This is a genomic window from Sulfuriferula sp. GW1, from assembly GCF_047300855.1.
In the GTDB taxonomy this organism is placed as follows: domain Bacteria; phylum Pseudomonadota; class Gammaproteobacteria; order Burkholderiales; family Sulfuriferulaceae; genus Sulfuriferula.
Genome location: NZ_CP170197.1, coordinates 589,640 through 604,622 on the forward strand (window position 1 = coordinate 589,640; position 14,983 = coordinate 604,622).

The following is a 14,983-nucleotide window of genomic DNA, read 5'->3' on the forward strand; positions in this document are numbered from 1 at the left end:
GTGAGAGTATCGCGCCGGCAGAAGTGTGATTACCAGTTGTTGCCCTGATTTTGCGCCACGGTTGCGTTCACGTTGAGAGTCAGCGTGTTGCCCGGATCGTAAGGCAAAGTGGTGGTAAAGTCGCGGCCGCGATAGCGGTATGCCACGTTGTAGCCGGATACTACCTGACGATAATTGTCCTGCACCCGGCAGCGCTCAACCTGGCGTGGCTGGTAACCATAACTGTCGCGGTTGCCGATATTGTCGCCCACCATGGCGCCGGTAACCGCGCCCACTGCAGCAGCGGCAGTGCGTCCGTTACCCTGGCCCACAGTGTTGCCAAGCAGGCCACCTATCAGGCCTCCGACTATGGCGCCCCCATATGAACGGTCACCACTCCGGGATTCACCCCCGACGGTTTCTGTCCAGCACTCGCGATGCGGCTCGTTTACCTGCTGATAGATCGGCGTGGATGAAATCACTTGCGCACGGTCGGTAAAGCTCATTCCCGAATCAGCCAGCGCAACCGTGGAAGTAGTTGCCAGCAGCATGGCGGAGACGATGATTTTTTGGGTATGCATGATTTTCTCCTTGTACGCAAACGTGACACGTATTGACTCAGATCAGTTTTGCTGACGATCCCGGCCATTGTTCGGCTGACGCTGATCGCGTTCCTGACGGCGCTCAAAACCGTAGCCAAAACGGCCCTGACGCTCGTCGCGTTGCGCTCCATTTTGCTGCCTGCCACTGTCGCCATTACCGCGGAGGTCCGCTCGATCCCGGCCATTGCCGCGGGCTTCATTATCGCCGTCGCGGCTTGCCAGCAAAACTGGAACGGCGTTATTCAGCGCCGGGCCAGTATTGCCAGTGCTAAAGGACGGCTCAGCAAATGCCGGTATCGTTGCGCCCAGACTAAGGCCGAGGGAAACGAAAGAAATCAGATTGCGTATTTTCATGATTTACTCCTTATCCGTGATCCGGTTTCCGAATCCACAGTTGCATAATGGACGATACAGCTTGCAAAAGCATTTCCAATCAGCACAAAACTGTAACAGTGTGTAACTGTGTGGCTAAACCTGTCTGGACAGTTGTATATTGGCGGCATGGAAAATAACCAAGAACACATTCTGGTCGTGGACGACGACGCCGGGCTACGCTCGCTGCTTGAGCAATATCTTACCAGCCAGGGCTATACGGTCACGTGTGCAGCCGATGGCGCAAAAATGGACGAAGAGTTAACCCGGATAAGCCCGGATCTGGTTATCCTCGACCTGATGATGCCCGGCGAAGACGGTCTGTCGATTGCACGTCGTCTGCGCGCCAGCACGGTCTTTCCCATCATCATGCTGTCAGCGCGGGGTGAGGATATTGATCGTATCGTCGGGCTGGAGGTGGGTGCGGACGATTACATGCCAAAACCATTCAACCCGCGCGAGCTACTGGCACGTATTCGTGCGGTGCTGCGTCGTAAACAGGCGGCTCCCGCCGCGGAGGCAGCTGGCAATAATATTGCCAGCTTTGGTCCGTTCAGCCTGGATCTGGATGCCCAGCGCCTGTTGCGCGACAGTGAAGAAATACCGATTACCACTGCCGAATTCGCTATTCTGCGTATTTTTGTCGAGCATCCTAACCGCGTGCTGACCCGTGATAGCCTGATGGACATGATCAAAGGCTACGAGCGCGATCCGTTCGACCGCAGCATAGATGTGCGTGTCACCCGTCTGCGCCGAAAAATAGAGCCCGATCCGGCCAATCCGGTATTCATTCGTACCGTATGGGGGCAGGGCTATTTGTTTGCGCCGAAAGGCGCAGCTGCATGAGGCTTTGGCCGGCTTCATTGTTTGGGCGTACTGCCGCGATACTCGGTCTGGCTTTCCTGGTCTTTCAGATCGCCGCACTGGCGCTGGTGGCCGTCACGATACTCAAACCGATGGCGCTGCGTTCTGCCGATGATCTGGCTGGATTGATGGTGTTGTCAGTACAGACCTGGGTGGAATTACCCCCGGAAACCCGGCCTTATTTTGAGCGTGAGCTTGCCGTACACCACCATTTGCTCATCAAGCGCGTGGATGCGCCGCTGGCAGCACGTGCCGACAGTTTTCTGAATAGCAGCTATATCGAGCAATCGCTCAGCCGCCGTACCGGGCAGGATATCGTGCTCAAGGCCGGCGAAAACGGCTGGGTCTGGGCAGAAATGCGTATGGGCGGACACCTTATTCGTATAGGGTTCGAGCGGGACCGCTACGGCGTGCAATCTCCGCTGGCCGCGGTCGGACTGGTTAGTCTGGGTGCCCTGCTGACATGGCTGACTGCCTTGGTCATGGTGCGGCGCATCAGCCGTACGCTGGTGCGGCTGGGTTCGGCGGCAGGAGAAGTGGGACAAGGGCAAATGCCCCAGCCGCTGCCTGAGTCCGGCGCCACCGAGCTGGTTTCGCTGACCCGCGCCTTCAACCGCATGGCGAATGAGGTTCAGGCTTTGCTAGCCAACCGTACGACCCTGCTGGCTGGAATCTCGCATGATTTGCGTACGCCTATCGCGCGCATGCGGCTGGCCCTGGCCATGTTGCCGCAAGATGCGGATGCACGCCTGATCGGGCAAATTGAGCACGACCTGGAAGAAATGAACCGATTGATTGGCAGCTTTCTTGAGCTGTCGCGGGGCTTGCAGGCAGAGCCGGTGCAAATGCTCGACCTGAATGTCCTGCTCGATGAACTGGCCGAGGACGCTCGCCGTGGTGGTGGGGTGGTGGAATGGAAGGCACAAAACGCCTGCCTGGCCGCTGTGGGGCCGAATTCATTGCGCCGGGTGGTATCGAATTTGATCGAAAACGCGCTGCGCTATGGCAACCACCAGCCCATTACGCTGGAATGCCTGTGTACTCCAGGCGTTGCGAAAATCCGCATCATGGATCGCGGTCCGGGGATTCCGCCGGATCAGATCGAAGCGGTATTCCGGCCATTCTACCGGTTGGAAACATCGCGCAACAAGGCGACCGGCGGTAGCGGATTGGGTTTGTCCATCGCCCAGCAACTGGCGCAAGCCAACCACTGGCAGGTGTTGCTGCTGCCGCGCGCAGGCGGTGGGCTGAGCGCGGAGGTGCATATCCCGATAATGCCTTCCGTTATTGAAAAGGCATAAAAAGCAACTGGAAAAAATGTCCATCTACTTCACCAGTTGCCACGCCTGTTTCGCTCATCGATTTTCTGTTCCAAATAAGAGTGGCTGCTGTCTTCTTTTTTTAATTGTATTTTCAATGTGTTGTGGAAGAAATTGATCAAATGCAACCAGTTGATCGGATCATGATCCTACCCCCATCATCTCCGATAATGCAGGCCTCATTTGATTGTGTAATTTTAATTCGCCGGCTTAACGTACGATTTTTTCCGAATTCCGGGAAGGCTCCCTTTGGATCTCGCCGCTTCATTCTTGGCATTCGCGCATTTGCTGCAACACCAGCGTACATTGCCCTTTGAATCCGCAATGCGTGCCCCCTCGGTGCCCGCCGGGTAATGCCGGGCACATCCATAGCAAAATAGCTGTTCAGCAATCATTTACCGCTCTCCCTATCTATGTTTTTCTCGCCTTGGCGCAGCAATCGCAGGGCATGTCCGGTACAACCATAAATAACTAAAATCGCCTGATTCCAGGTTCTGGATTTGTACGGACAGGCGATCCGGTATCCGCAATTATTTGGCCTAACCCCTGTTCCGATAGCGTGGCGGCGCCCAACTGGTCTGCGCTGCATTCTGATTGCCGGATCAGCGTAGACGGCTTCAGTCTTGGGGCTCTCAACATCCGATTATAGTTATCCTAAAAAAAGCCCCCGTGCGAACACGGGGGCCAAAGTCTGCCACGATGCTTTGTGGCAGAGAGGGTGCGTCGTCCTACCAGGGACGCTGCTTGAGTATTTTCACTTCCAGAAACAGCAAGCTTATGCACACCATCAGGGTGCGGTTGGTTTTGGCCTTGAAAAATTCGAACAGCGCCTGGGTAGGGGCTAATTGAATGGTGATTTTGTCGGATAGCTGCAGATTCATAGTGGTTACCTTTTGCAGTTATTAATGCAATCGGCATGCCTGCGGGTGCTTGCTCGCGCGACGCCCTATCCATAGGGGTTCAGGTATTCTGGAGCGGCTGGGGAAGCGTATATCGCGTGGAACTGTGGACAAAGCTGTCGTGTTTTCGACAGCTTTTCATATTGACGTCAGCGCAATTTGACCGCAAACACAGTAAAATCCCGCTTTTGATAAAAAAATGCGCGTCTCATGCTGACTTTCCAGGAAATCATCCTTACGTTGCAGCAATACTGGGCTAAACAGGGTTGTGCGCTGCTGCAAGCTTACGATATGGAAGTAGGTGCGGGTACCAGTCACACTGCCACCTTTCTGCGTGCTCTGGGCCCCGAGCCATGGAGGGCGGCTTATGTGCAGCCTTCGCGGCGTCCCAAGGATGGCCGTTATGGTGAAAATCCCAATCGCCTGCAGCACTATTATCAGTTTCAAGTTGTGCTCAAACCCGCGCCGGCCGATATTCTGGAGCTGTATCTTGGCTCGCTCGAAGCGCTGGGCTTCAACCTGAAGCAGAACGACGTGCGCTTTGTCGAAGACGATTGGGAAAATCCCACCCTGGGCGCCTGGGGTCTGGGTTGGGAGGTCTGGCTGAACGGCATGGAGGTGACGCAGTTCACTTATTTCCAGCAGGTCGGCGGCATCGACTGCAAACCCATCACTGGCGAGATCACTTATGGTCTGGAACGCCTTGCCATGTATCTGCAGGGTGTGGAAAGCGTCTATGACCTGACCTGGACCGAGGGGCTCAGTTACCGCGATGTATATCATCAGAACGAAGTCGAGCAATCCGCTTATAACTTCGAACACAGCGATGTGGAATTTCTGTTGACGGCGTTTGGCAGTCATGAGAAAAAAGCGCAGGAACTCATGCTGGCGCATCTGTCTCTGCCAGCTTACGAGCAAGTGCTGAAAGCCGCCCATACCTTCAACTTGCTGGACGCGCGCGGCGCGATTTCGGTCACCGAGCGCGCTGCCTACATTGGCCGCATCCGCAACCTCGCTCGCGGCGTAGCAAAAAACTATCTGGATAGCCGCGCCCGCCTGGGTTTTCCCATGGCGCCACGTGCGTGGGCGGATGAAGTGCTGGCGCAAATGGAAAAGAAAGTGGCGGCGGCATGAGTGCACAAAGTTTGCTGGTTGAGTTATTCGTTGAAGAATTGCCTCCCAAGGCGCTGAAGAAACTGGGTGAAGCTTTTGCTGAGCTACTGGCCGACAGCCTCAAGCTGCAAGGGCTTGCTGCCGCCGATGCAATGGTCACTGCTTTCGCAACGCCACGACGCCTGGCCGTGCAGGTTACGCGCGTCGTTGCATGCGCGGCGGACAAACCCATTTCGCACAAGTTGATGCCGGTGGCTGTGGGACTGGATGCCGCAGGTAACGCGACCCCGGCGCTGCTCAAGCGCTTGTCTACGCTGGGAGTGGATGCCTCCGTGGTGCCGCAGCTCAAGCGTGCGCCGGACGGCAAGAACGAAGCCCTGTACTTCGACAGCGTTGCCCCCGGTGTTCAGCTCGCGGATGGTGTGCAGGTCGCGCTTGAGACAGCGATGGCGAAGCTGCCGATCCCCAAAGTGATGAGCTACCAGTTGACCGACGGCTGGACCAGCGTCAGCTTCGTGCGACCTGTGCACGGGCTGGTGGCACTGCATGGTGCGGATATCGTGCCGGTAAGCGTGTTGGGGCTGAGCGCCGGCCGCGAAACCCAGGGCCATCGCTTCGAAGCCAGTGTCAATCCGGTGGTCATCAGGGATGCCGGCAGCTATGCAGAACAACTGCAAAACGAGGGCGCCGTGATTGCCGGTTTCGCCGAGCGCCGTGCGGAGATAGTGCGCCAGTTCGACGCCATGGCTGCGCAGCATGGCATGAAGCCCATTGAAGACGACGCACTTCTGGATGAGGTAACCGCGCTGGTCGAGCGGCCTAATGTATTGCTTGGAAAATTCGACGAGGCTTTTCTCGATGTGCCGCAGGAATGCCTGATTTTGACCATGAAGGCGAACCAGAAATATTTTCCGTTACTGGATGCAGCAGGCAAGCTGACTAACCGGTTTCTGGTTGTTTCCAACATTAGCCCGGTTGACGCCAGCGCGGTGATCGGTGGTAATGAACGCGTGGTGCGCCCGCGTCTGGCTGACGCCAAATTCTTCTTCGAGCAGGATAGAAAAAAGACGCTGGACTCCCGCGTATTGGGCTTGGCCCGCGTGGTGTATCACAACAAGCTGGGCACCCAAGGCGAACGCGTGGAACGGGTTCAGGCGATTGCCCGCGCCATCGGTCAGCTACTTGGCGGCGAGACGCTCGCACTGCAAGCCGATCAGGCTGCGCTGCTGGCCAAAGCCGATCTCCTCACCGACATGGTGGGCGAGTTTCCCGAGTTGCAAGGCGTCATGGGGCGCTATTATGCGCAGCATGACGGGCTGGGCGACGATATTGCATTTGCCATCGAGGATCACTACAAGCCGCGCTTTGCCGGCGACGAACTGCCGAGAAATGATGTCGGTGTTTGTGTGGCGCTGGCCGATAAGTTGGAGACTCTGGTTGGTTTGTTCGGTATCGGGCAAATTCCAACGGGTGACAAGGACCCGTTTGCCTTGCGCCGGCATGCGCTGGGTGTGATTCGGATATTGGTTGAAACAGGCCACAGACTTTCCCAGAGAAAAATACTGGAAAATGCGGTCGCAGCATTCCCTGATGGTCTGATTCAGAAATTCCTTCCTGGGGAAGGGGTGCCATTATGGAAGCAGATTGATATTTTCATCAACGAAAGAGCCATTGGGTACTGGAAAGAAAAGGGGCACCCTGAGGCCAATATCGACGCTGTGCTTGAGGTCAGTGATGTACCCATCGAGCACGCCGAGCGTTTAGTCGCAGTCAAGGTGTTTGCAGAATTGCCGGAATCGATCACCTTGGCTGCCGCCAACAAGCGCGTGGGCAATATCCTCAAGAAAGTGGAGGGCGAAGTGCCGGTTGAGGTCAATACAGCGCTATTCAAAGAGCCTGCCGAAACTGTGCTGTTTGAATCGCTGGCGCAAATCAAACCCAAGGCTGATGCGGCGTTTGAAGCTGGTGATTACACCGCTTCGCTGCAAGCGCTGGCTGCACTGAAAACACCGGTCGACGCTTTCTTCGACAGTGTGATGGTCAACGCCGACGATCCTGCTCTCAAGGCCAACCGGCTTGCCTTGCTGAAACAATTACATCAGACCATGAACCGGGTGGCTGACATTTCCCGGCTCGCCGCTTAAACTCATGGCATGAAGCTCATTATTCTCGACCGTGACGGCGTCATCAATCTTGATTCCGATCACTTCATCAAGTCGCCAGACGAGTGGAAACCCATTCCCGGCAGCCTGGAAGCGATTGCGCGCCTGAATCAGGCCGGCTATCGGGTTGCCGTGGCAACCAATCAATCGGGAGTGGGGCGCGGGCTGTTTGACATGGCCATGCTCAACGCCATTCATACCAAGATGCATAAGGAACTGGCGCAAGCGGGTGGACGGATCGATGCGCTGTTTTATTGTCCGCATGCCGCCGATTCAAAATGCGCGTGTCGTAAACCATTGCCCGGCATGTTTCTGGACATGGCTGCACGTTTCAACATACAACTGTCAGCGATACCCGCAGTGGGGGACAGCCTGCGTGACCTGCAGGCCGCTGCAGCGGTCGGTGCCGCACCCATACTGGTCAAGACCGGCAAAGGCGCGGCTACCTTAAAGGCTGGAAACCTGCCTGAAGGCACTGTTGTTTTCGCCGATCTGGCCGAAGTGGTTACCCACCTTCTTGCGCAATGATCGTACTGCGTTCGGCACTCTTTGCTGTGTTACAAACCGTGCTGACAGTGGTGTTTTCTGTCATCGCGCTGTTTACATTTCCATTTTCCGCCCGCACCCGCTACCGCATCATTACTTTGTGGAACCGGATCGTGGTGTGGCTGGCCAAAGTAATTTGCGGCATCCGTTATCGGGTGGTCGGCCTGGAAAACCTTCCCGGAACGCCCGCGGTAGTGATGGCCAAACACCAGTCCGCATGGGAGACCATTGCGCTACCCGTGCTGCTGCCGCCGATGGCGATTGTGATCAAGCGCGAACTGCTGTGGATGCCGTTTTTCGGCTGGGGCATGGCGATGTTGTCACCTATCGCCATCAACCGCGCGGAAGGGCGGGCCGCGCTCAAGCAAATCGTGGAGCAGGGGCGTGTGCGTCTCGCCGAGGGTTTTGGCGTGATGATTTTCCCGGAGGGAACACGCATGGCGCCTGGTGAAGTCGGACGTTACGGGATTGGCGGATCGTGGTTGGCCAGCCATGTGAATGCGTTAGTGGTGCCCGTAGCGCACAATGCCGGTGAATTCTGGCCGAAAAATTCCTTTCTTAAACGCCCGGGCCTGATTACGCTGAGTATTGGTCCGGCGATCGATGCGACCGGCATGAAACCCGACGCGCTCAATGAGCAGGTGAAAACCTGGATAGAAACCGAGATGCAGCAACTGCAAAGCTATGCCTGAACTGCGCCGCAGCAGCGAAACTCGTAGCGTCAGACTGAATGGCGAGCAGCTTGACTACACCCTGAAGCGCAGTAATGCACGGCGCACGCTGGCGCTGACCATCCAAAACAGCGGATTGTCTGTCAATGCACCCTGGCGCTTGCCGCTTACCGAGGTGGAACGCTTTATCGTATACAAGGCGGACTGGGTGCGTGCCAAGCTGGATGCCGTCAAATCCGTCCCTGCCCCGGAAATCACCTGGTGTGATGGGATGCAGTTGCGCTATCTGGGTGGCCAATTGCGCTTGCGTGGCATTTCTCCTGCCGGCACGGCGGAGGTGAAAGATCAGCAGCTATGGCTGCCGATCAGGCCCGATGCCGCCGCAGTGCAGGGAGCCGTTCTGGCCTGGTACCGGTGTGCGGCCCGAATTTATTTTCAAGCACGCTTGCAGACCTTCTTGCCATTTTTGCGCCGTGCTCCGGCTGGTTTGCTGGTTAGCGACGCGCGTACGCGGTGGGGGAGCTGCACACGCAACGGAGTAGTGCGGCTCAATTGGCGGCTGATTCAGGCGCCTGAAGCGCAAATCGATTATGTGCTGGCGCATGAACTGGCGCATCTCACCCATCTCGACCATTCTCCGGCATTCTGGCGCGAGGTAACCCGGCTTTATCCGGATTTCGCCGAGGCGCGCAGGATGTTGCAAAAGCATGGGCAGGACTATCACTGCTTTTGACCCTGCAGCGACGATGCAACTTAATTTCATCTACAATCTCTAAAACCTAATTCAACCTGGAGCAATCATGCGCCCGATACCCCATTATCTTGCCGTCGCAGGCCTGTGCCTGGCGTTTGGTGCCCAATCGCTGGCCTATGCCGAACAAGCTGCGCCTGCCAAGGCTGCCAAGACGGCAAAGCCAAAAAAGGAAATTGCGCTTCCCAAGGTAGAGCTGACCAGTCAAATCTTGTATGAGTTTCTGGTAGCAGAAATTGCTGGTCAGCGTGGTGATTTGGCGGTTGCCAGCGAGGCTTATCTCGATCTTGCCAAAACCACTCGCGATCCGCGGATTGCCGAGCGTGCGACCGAGGTGGCAATGTATGCGCATCAGGCGGCGGCGGCTCGTGCAGCGGCCAATATATGGCTGGATACGCAACCCGATTCACTGAATGCGCAAAAATCCTTGGCGGCATTGCTGGTGAATGATGGCAAGCTCAATGAGGCGCGGCCACATCTGGAAAAGCTGATTGCAGCCGAGGGTGACAATGCAGGCGCCGGCTTTATGCATCTGGATACCCTGCTGGCCCGTCAAAAGGATAAACAGGCCGCGCTGGAACTGGTTAAAAATCTGGCTGCACCCTACCCGAATCTGGCCGAAGCGCATTTTGCCATTGCGCAAGCCGCAGCGAATGCCAATCGTTACGACGAGGCAATGAATGAAATTAAAACAGCGGCCAAGCTCAAACCGGGTTGGGAACTGGCGGCATTGTTTCAGTTTCAGTTGGCGGGGCGTGAAAACGCAGCCGACGGCACCGCGTTTTTACGGGATTTTCTCAAGCAATATCCCGATGCCAAGCAGGTACGCCTGATTTATGCGCGTCAATTGGTCAGTCAGAACCAGTATGCGGCGGCGCGGGACGAATTCCGGCAACTGGCAAAAGAAGTGCCGGGCAATCCCGAGCTGGGGATGGCCATTGGTCTGTTGTCGCTGCAATTGAATGACCTGGATGGTGCCGAGAGCGCATTCAAAGCTGTGTTGGCAACGAGTTCTGCCGATGCAGGTGCGGCCCAAATTTATTTGGGGCAGGTAGCCGAGTTACGTAAACAATATGATCAGGCTGCCAAATGGTATCTATCGGTCGCCCCCGGTGCGCACTATATTTCCGCACAAATCCGTTATGCCGGATTGCTGGCGAAACAGGGAAAAATGGCCGAGGCGCGCACTTATCTGCATAACCTTAAAGTGGATGGCGAGGCTGATAAAATACAGCTGATCGAAGCGGAAGCACAGTTGCTGCGCGAAACCAAAGACTACAAGGGTGTTTATGAATTGCTGAGCCATGCCTTGGCGAGCAGGCCGGATTCGCCAGAGTTATTGTACGATCATGCGATGGCAGCGGAGCGCGTTAACAAGCTTGATGTGCTGGAAAAAGACCTGCGTCATCTGATCCGGATCAAACCGGATTATGCCCAGGCCTACAATGCTTTGGGCTATACCCTGGCCGATCGCACCAATCGACTCACCGAGGCGGTGCAGCTACTGGATCATGCCCTGAAACTGGCTCCAAACGATGCTTTCATCCTTGATAGCATGGGCTGGGCACAGTACCGGCAGGGTAATCTGGACAAGTCGCTGAATTATCTGCAGCGTGCCTTTGCGCTACGCAAAGACCCGGAGATCGCAGCCCATCTGGGCGAAGTGCTGTGGGCCAAAGGCAACCATGATGAAGCCCAGAAACTATGGCAAACTGCGCTGGATGGCAGCCCTCAAAATCAGGCATTGCTGGACGTGATGCAGAAATTCAAGAAACCTTGAACATGCTTTTTATTAGACAATGCTGGCGCATGTCCGCCAGCATTTTTTTGATATTTGGTCTGGCGGGCTGTGCCACTTTGGCGCCGGAAGCAGAGGCGCCGGTGGCAGCTCAGGCGCCCCGCATATTCGACCTCTCTGGACGGATTGCGGTGAAGTATCGTGACCAGTCATCTTCAGGCAGTCTGCATTGGCAGCATCGGCCAGACCAGGACAACATTAGCCTGCTGTCGCCGCTGGGTCAGACAGTTACGCAAATCACCCGAGATGCGGACGGTGTGACACTGATTGATCAGGCGCACAAAGTCCATCATGCGGCTGACACGGAAACGCTTACCCGGGACTTGCTGGGATGGCGTTTGCCTCTCTCCGGTCTGAGTTATTGGGTAGTAGGGCAGCCGGCACCGTCGCTCCCGTACCAGGCAGACCGTGATGCGCAACAACGCCCCACGCTGCTCGTGCAGGATGGATGGCGGGTGAATTACAGTGCCTGGCAAACTGTCGATGGGCAAGGCCTGCCGCGCAAAATGACATTGCAGCGTGATGATCTGGAAATTCGCCTGGTGATGGATCAGTGGACGTTGAAGACCGCAGCACAATGACCACCCTGGTATGTCCCGCGCCGGCAAAATTAAATCTGTTCCTGCATGTGGTAGGCCGGCGTGAGGACGGCTACCATTTGTTGCAGACGCTGTTTCGCTTGATCGATTACGGAGATACGCTGCATCTGAGCTTGCGTGAAGATGGGCGCATTGTTCGCCAGCAGCCGCTGGCGGGCGTGGCGGAGGCGGACGATCTGTGCGTACGCGCAGCGCAACTGTTGAAAGCGGAGGCGGGCAGCGTGCCAGGAGTGAATATCCGGCTGGAAAAATGCCTGCCCATGGGAGGTGGCCTGGGCGGAGGCAGTTCGGATGCGGCGAGCGTACTGTTGGGGCTGAACCGTTTATGGAGTCTGGGTTTATCGCGTAGCCGCTTGCAGGAATTGGCGTTAAAGCTGGGAGCGGACGTGCCTTTTTTTGTATTTGGTCAGACCGCATTGGCCGAGGGGGTTGGCGAGACGCTGCAAGCCATGACGCTGGAACCGGCCTGGTATGTAGTGCTGACACCGGCGGTGAGTGTTTCGACCCAGGCAATATTTGCACATCCCGATTTGACAAGAGACAGCGAAATCATCAAAATAGCCGACTTTTCCGAAGCCAGTCTGTTTGGCGTGCGGAATGACCTGCAAGCTGTGGTTTGCCGCGACTATCCTGAGGTTGCGCGGCATCTGGACTGGCTCGGCCAACATGGTAGAGCACGCATGAGCGGATCCGGTGCGTGTGTGTTTGCGGCGTTTGATACAGCCGAAACAGCACAAGATGTGCTGGCGAAAATCCCGCGGAATATGCGAGGTTTTGTAGCGGCAGGTTTGGATAAGCATCCGCTTTACGATTATGCGGATGAAGATGGAGTAGCGCAGAGTTAAGTAATAGGGGAGTCGCCAAGTGGTAAGGCACCGGATTTTGATTCCGGCATTCGTAGGTTCGATCCCTACCTCCCCTGCCAGGATTTTACGGGGCCCATCCGGGCGCCAGCAAGAAGCGTGTAATGACCGTTACACGCTTTAGTTTTTTTGGGATGGGGTGAGTTGTGGCGTACGACAGCATGATGGTATTCACCGGCAATGCCAATCCCCGGCTAGCCGCAGATGTAGTGCGCCATCTCAATATCCATCTGGGGCGCGCTACCGTGGCGCGCTTCTCCGATGGTGAGGTGATGGTGGAGTTGCTCGAGCATGTGCGCGGTAAGGACGTGTTCGTGTTGCAGTCGACTTGCGCGCCCACCAATGACAGCCTGATGGAAATCATGGTCATGGTGGATGCCTTGCGGCGGGCTTCGGCGGCGCGCATCACGGCAGCGATACCGTATTTTGGCTACGCGCGCCAGGACCGCCGGCCGCGTTCGGCGCGTGTGGCCATTACGGCTAAGGTGGTGGCCAATATGCTGGCGAGTGCGGGCGTGGATCGCCTGTTGACCATGGATCTGCACTCGGATCAGATTCAGGGGTTTTTCGATATACCGGTCGACAACATCTATGCCTCGCCGATCTTGCTGGGAGATGTATGGAAAAAATCGTATCCAGACCTGATTGTGGTATCGCCTGACGTAGGTGGTGTAGTGCGCGCGCGCGCCCTGGCGAAGCGTCTGGAGTCAGACCTCGCCATTATTGACAAGCGTCGCCCCAAGCCCAATGTGGCCAAAGTGATGAATATTATCGGTGACGTGGATGGTCGAACCTGCGTCATCATGGACGATCTTGTGGATACTGCCAATACCTTGTGCGAAGCCGCGCAGGCATTGAAAGATAAGGGCGCCAAGCGGGTGCTGGCCTATTGTACTCATCCGGTGCTTTCCGGTACTGCGGTACAGCGCATCGAGAATTCCGCGATAGATGAGCTGGTGGTAACGGACACGATTCCATTGCGCGACGAAGCTAAAAACTGCGCCCGCATTCGCCAGCTTTCAGTTGCGGAATTGTTGGCGGAAACCATGCGCCGCATCAGCAACGATGATTCGGTCAGTTCGTTGTTTATGGAATAAGTTTTAGTGATGCACGCATGCGTGCACCACGCCTCCGTAGCCTGGTCGCGGGTACGGGGTAACCAGACGAAACCTGCGTTGGGCAGGTTGAGTCATTTTGCTGGAGTAAATCATGGAAGTAATCGCTAACAAACGTGACGTACAGGGTAAGGGTGCGAGCCGCCGCCTGCGTCGCCAAGGAAAAACCCCGGGTGTGGTGTACGGTGCAGGCAAAGAGGCTGTCAATATCGAGCTGGACCACAATGCGCTGTTTCATGCACTCAAGCGTGAAGCCTTTCACGCTTCTATTCTTACCCTGGCTATCGATGGCGCCAAAGAAGCCGTGCTGTTGCGCGACTACATCATGCACCCGTTCCGCATGGAAGTGCAGCACATCGATTTTCAGCGTGTCGACAAGACTCAAAAAATCCACGTCAAAGTGCCGCTGCATTTTGTCAATGCAGACATCGCGCCCGGTGTAAAGCTGGCTTCCGGTGTCGTCACCCACATCATGACAGATCTGGACGTGTCGTGTCTGGCGGACAACCTGCCGGAATTCATTGAAGTGGATCTCGCCGATTTGCAGGCTGGTCACTCCATCCACCTGTCCCAGCTGAAGCTGCCTAAGGGTGTGGAGATCGCCAGCCACAAGGGTGACGATGCGGCGGTGGTTACCATAGTGATTCCGCGTGGTGCCGTAGCAGAAGATGCGGCTGAAGCGGAAGGCGCACCGGCTGCGCCAGCGGCTGTACCGCCCGCAGCTTAAATCTGCGAATTTTCCAGACTTATGGTTGCCCTGCGGCTTATTGTTGGGCTGGGCAATCCGGGGCGTGAATACGAACGTACCCGGCATAATGCCGGGTTCTGGTGGACAGAGCGTTGTGCAGAGGATTTGCGCATCGTACTTAAACCGGAAAGCCGCTATTTTGGTATCGCCGGGCGTGGAAATACAGCGTCCGGCGAAGTCTTTTTATTGCAGCCCCAGACATTTATGAATGCGAGCGGCAAGGCGGTCGCCGCGCTATCGCGTTTTTATAAAATCGAACCGGCACAGATTCTGGTGGTACACGACGAACTGGATTTGCCGCCGGGTGTGGCGCGACTGAAGATGGGGGGTGGCCATGGGGGCCACAACGGACTCAAGGACATCGCGGCTCAGCTTGGCAATAAGGATTTCTGGCGGTTACGCCTGGGGATTGGTCATCCTGGGGAAAAGAGTCAAGTGGTGAACTACGTATTGAATCCGCCACGTAATGATGAATTTACGCAAATCGAAAATGCAATTATCGATTCATTGCGCGTATTGCCCGACATGTTGCGCGGTGATTTTTCAGTTGCCATGCTTAAATTGCACACACAAACCAAATAA

16 protein-coding genes and 1 tRNA gene are annotated in these 14,983 nt (G+C 56.1%); 15 read left to right on the forward strand and 2 right to left on the reverse strand.

Going from position 1 to position 14,983, the window contains the following annotated elements; all coding sequences use genetic code 11:
* Window positions 1-29: 29 nt before the first annotated feature.
* Window positions 30-560, reverse strand: a complete 531-nt coding sequence (locus ACFDAU_RS02910; protein WP_413438564.1) for a glycine zipper 2TM domain-containing protein — start codon at window positions 558-560, stop codon at window positions 30-32.
* A 48-nt stretch (window positions 561-608) separates the two neighbouring features.
* Here ACFDAU_RS02910 and ACFDAU_RS02915 point away from each other — a divergent pair, with 48 nt between their 5' ends.
* The 3 genes from ACFDAU_RS02915 to ACFDAU_RS02925 all read left to right on the forward strand — a co-directional run bounded on the left by ACFDAU_RS02915 (window position 609) and on the right by ACFDAU_RS02925 (window position 3,118).
* Window positions 609-983, forward strand: coding sequence for a hypothetical protein (locus ACFDAU_RS02915; protein WP_413438565.1), 375 nt, complete (start codon window positions 609-611; stop codon window positions 981-983).
* Window positions 984-1,082: 99 nt separating this feature from the next.
* Complete coding sequence (locus ACFDAU_RS02920) at window positions 1,083-1,799, forward strand: response regulator (protein ID WP_413438566.1); 717 nt, start codon at window positions 1,083-1,085, stop codon at window positions 1,797-1,799.
* A complete protein-coding gene (locus ACFDAU_RS02925; protein ID WP_413438567.1) occupies window positions 1,796-3,118 on the forward strand; it encodes an ATP-binding protein in 1,323 nt (440 codons plus the stop codon). The genes ACFDAU_RS02920 and ACFDAU_RS02925 overlap by 4 nt, the downstream gene beginning before the upstream one ends.
* A 746-nt stretch (window positions 3,119-3,864) precedes the next feature.
* On the opposite strand, the gene ACFDAU_RS02930 is transcribed toward ACFDAU_RS02925, so the two are convergent.
* The gene (locus ACFDAU_RS02930; RefSeq protein WP_413438568.1) at window positions 3,865-4,017 is read right to left on the reverse strand and encodes a hypothetical protein; all 153 of its coding nucleotides are present in this window, start codon (window positions 4,015-4,017) and stop codon (window positions 3,865-3,867) included.
* 228 nt (window positions 4,018-4,245) lie between these two features.
* On the opposite strand from ACFDAU_RS02930, the gene glyQ reads away from it, so the two are divergent.
* The 12 genes from glyQ (at window position 4,246) to pth (ending at window position 14,983) form a co-directional block, all read left to right on the forward strand.
* Window positions 4,246-5,169 (forward strand): glycine--tRNA ligase subunit alpha, encoded by a 924-nt coding sequence (gene glyQ, locus ACFDAU_RS02935; protein ID WP_413438569.1) that lies wholly within the window; start codon window positions 4,246-4,248, stop codon window positions 5,167-5,169.
* Window positions 5,166-7,292, forward strand: coding sequence for a glycine--tRNA ligase subunit beta (glyS, locus tag ACFDAU_RS02940; RefSeq protein ID WP_413438570.1), 2,127 nt, complete (start codon window positions 5,166-5,168; stop codon window positions 7,290-7,292). Before glyQ ends, glyS begins: the two co-directional genes overlap by 4 nt.
* A 9-nt stretch (window positions 7,293-7,301) precedes the next feature.
* Entirely contained in the window at window positions 7,302-7,838 is a 537-nt protein-coding gene (gene gmhB, locus ACFDAU_RS02945) for a D-glycero-beta-D-manno-heptose 1,7-bisphosphate 7-phosphatase (RefSeq protein ID WP_124706139.1), read from the forward strand.
* Window positions 7,835-8,548 (forward strand): lysophospholipid acyltransferase family protein, encoded by a 714-nt coding sequence (locus ACFDAU_RS02950; protein WP_413438571.1) that lies wholly within the window; start codon window positions 7,835-7,837, stop codon window positions 8,546-8,548. Before gmhB ends, ACFDAU_RS02950 begins: the two co-directional genes overlap by 4 nt.
* On the forward strand, window positions 8,541-9,260 hold the full coding sequence (locus ACFDAU_RS02955) for a M48 family metallopeptidase (RefSeq protein ID WP_413438572.1): 720 nt from the start codon (window positions 8,541-8,543) through the stop codon (window positions 9,258-9,260). The genes ACFDAU_RS02950 and ACFDAU_RS02955 overlap by 8 nt, the downstream gene beginning before the upstream one ends.
* Window positions 9,261-9,327: 67 nt before the next feature.
* Complete coding sequence (locus ACFDAU_RS02960) at window positions 9,328-11,058, forward strand: tetratricopeptide repeat protein (RefSeq protein WP_413438573.1); 1,731 nt, start codon at window positions 9,328-9,330, stop codon at window positions 11,056-11,058.
* A gap of 29 nt (window positions 11,059-11,087) precedes the next feature.
* The gene (gene lolB, locus ACFDAU_RS02965) at window positions 11,088-11,657 is read left to right on the forward strand and encodes a lipoprotein insertase outer membrane protein LolB (RefSeq protein WP_413438574.1); all 570 of its coding nucleotides are present in this window, start codon (window positions 11,088-11,090) and stop codon (window positions 11,655-11,657) included.
* On the forward strand, window positions 11,654-12,520 hold the full coding sequence (gene ispE, locus ACFDAU_RS02970; protein WP_413439491.1) for a 4-(cytidine 5'-diphospho)-2-C-methyl-D-erythritol kinase: 867 nt from the start codon (window positions 11,654-11,656) through the stop codon (window positions 12,518-12,520). The genes lolB and ispE overlap by 4 nt, the downstream gene beginning before the upstream one ends.
* 5 nt (window positions 12,521-12,525) lie before the next feature.
* Window positions 12,526-12,600 (forward strand) — tRNA-Gln (locus ACFDAU_RS02975).
* A gap of 84 nt (window positions 12,601-12,684) precedes the next feature.
* Window positions 12,685-13,635 carry a ribose-phosphate pyrophosphokinase gene (locus ACFDAU_RS02980; RefSeq protein WP_413438575.1) on the forward strand — a complete coding sequence of 317 codons (951 nt, stop codon included), beginning with the start codon at window positions 12,685-12,687 and terminating at the stop codon, window positions 13,633-13,635.
* A gap of 112 nt (window positions 13,636-13,747) precedes the next feature.
* Window positions 13,748-14,380 carry a 50S ribosomal protein L25/general stress protein Ctc gene (locus ACFDAU_RS02985; RefSeq protein WP_413438576.1) on the forward strand — a complete coding sequence of 211 codons (633 nt, stop codon included), beginning with the start codon at window positions 13,748-13,750 and terminating at the stop codon, window positions 14,378-14,380.
* 21 nt (window positions 14,381-14,401) lie between these two features.
* Window positions 14,402-14,983, forward strand: a complete 582-nt coding sequence (gene pth, locus ACFDAU_RS02990; RefSeq protein ID WP_413438577.1) for an aminoacyl-tRNA hydrolase — start codon at window positions 14,402-14,404, stop codon at window positions 14,981-14,983.

Excerpts from the sequence above, each read along its gene's own strand:
- ACFDAU_RS02930 (WP_413438568.1), bottom strand. The coding sequence starts at position 4,017 with ATGAATCTGCAGCTATCCGACAAAATCACCATTCAATTAGCCCCTACC.
- gmhB (WP_124706139.1), top strand. The coding sequence starts at position 7,302 with ATGAAGCTCATTATTCTCGACCGTGACGGCGTCATCAATCTTGATTCC.
- ACFDAU_RS02960 (WP_413438573.1), top strand. The coding sequence starts at position 9,328 with ATGCGCCCGATACCCCATTATCTTGCCGTCGCAGGCCTGTGCCTGGCG.
- ispE (WP_413439491.1), top strand. The coding sequence starts at position 11,654 with ATGACCACCCTGGTATGTCCCGCGCCGGCAAAATTAAATCTGTTCCTG.
- lolB (WP_413438574.1), top strand. The coding sequence starts at position 11,088 with ATGTCCGCCAGCATTTTTTTGATATTTGGTCTGGCGGGCTGTGCCACT.
- pth (WP_413438577.1), top strand. The coding sequence starts at position 14,402 with ATGGTTGCCCTGCGGCTTATTGTTGGGCTGGGCAATCCGGGGCGTGAA.
- ACFDAU_RS02925 (WP_413438567.1), top strand. The coding sequence starts at position 1,796 with ATGAGGCTTTGGCCGGCTTCATTGTTTGGGCGTACTGCCGCGATACTC.
- ACFDAU_RS02955 (WP_413438572.1), top strand. The coding sequence starts at position 8,541 with ATGCCTGAACTGCGCCGCAGCAGCGAAACTCGTAGCGTCAGACTGAAT.
- ACFDAU_RS02985 (WP_413438576.1), top strand. The coding sequence starts at position 13,748 with ATGGAAGTAATCGCTAACAAACGTGACGTACAGGGTAAGGGTGCGAGC.
- ACFDAU_RS02910 (WP_413438564.1), bottom strand. The coding sequence starts at position 560 with ATGCATACCCAAAAAATCATCGTCTCCGCCATGCTGCTGGCAACTACT.
- ACFDAU_RS02920 (WP_413438566.1), top strand. The coding sequence starts at position 1,083 with ATGGAAAATAACCAAGAACACATTCTGGTCGTGGACGACGACGCCGGG.
- ACFDAU_RS02950 (WP_413438571.1), top strand. The coding sequence starts at position 7,835 with ATGATCGTACTGCGTTCGGCACTCTTTGCTGTGTTACAAACCGTGCTG.
- glyQ (WP_413438569.1), top strand. The coding sequence starts at position 4,246 with ATGCTGACTTTCCAGGAAATCATCCTTACGTTGCAGCAATACTGGGCT.
- glyS (WP_413438570.1), top strand. The coding sequence starts at position 5,166 with ATGAGTGCACAAAGTTTGCTGGTTGAGTTATTCGTTGAAGAATTGCCT.